This is a genomic window from Vibrio sp. 1562 (assembly GCF_033340155.1).
Lineage (GTDB): Bacteria > Pseudomonadota > Gammaproteobacteria > Enterobacterales > Vibrionaceae > Vibrio > Vibrio alginolyticus.
The window spans coordinates 1-657 of the sequence record NZ_JAWOVY010000423.1; the positions used below are offsets into that span (position 1 = coordinate 1).

Here is a 657-nt window from a genome sequence, read left to right on the forward strand (position 1 = left end):
CAGTTGCAGGACAGCCTTTCACTGCTTGGCTATTGCTGAAGTACTTGATGTTGTCTAGGTTCTTGTTGTAGCTATCCGCCGAGATTTGCGGGTTGTTTACGAAGAACTCACGCAGTACTGATGCGTCTGTCATTTGAGTTGATTCAACTTGGATAACTGGGTAGTCATCACCGCCTGCAGCGCTGAAGCTAATTACAGCGAACGTGTAAGTTGCGTCTAGGTTGAAGCCTTTACCATTAATGTCAGTAATAGTTACTGAGCCAGCATCACAATCTACATCTAGAGTGATGTTGTCTAGTTGAGCGTAAGCACCAGAACCCGCAGATTTCGTAGCAACGACGTCTAGGTATTCTTTTACTTCTTTACCTGTCATGGTCGCTTTTGTTACGAAGTTACCAAATGGTTGTACTGTTAGTACATCACGGTAAGTGATATCGCCAGCTTGGATTGAATCACGAACACCACCGGAGTTCATCACACCAAAGTCTGCTTTCACTAGCTCGTATGTACGGTACGCTTCACCTAGTAGGTGGCCAAGGTTCGTTTGCTGTGAGCGAACTACACCGCGGTCGCCTTCAAGTTTGCCATCCGTAGAAGATACTTTAACGTCAAGCAGATCTTGACCTTGCTCTTGGTAAGTACGAAGAATTTGCTTAA

General features: G+C 45.4%; 1 protein-coding gene. It reads right to left on the bottom strand.

Annotated features, from left to right (window positions below; translation table 11 throughout):
• Positions 1-657: 5'-nucleotidase C-terminal domain-containing protein (locus tag R7Z49_RS25565; RefSeq protein ID WP_318112465.1), on the bottom strand; the 657-nt coding region annotated here is incomplete at both ends.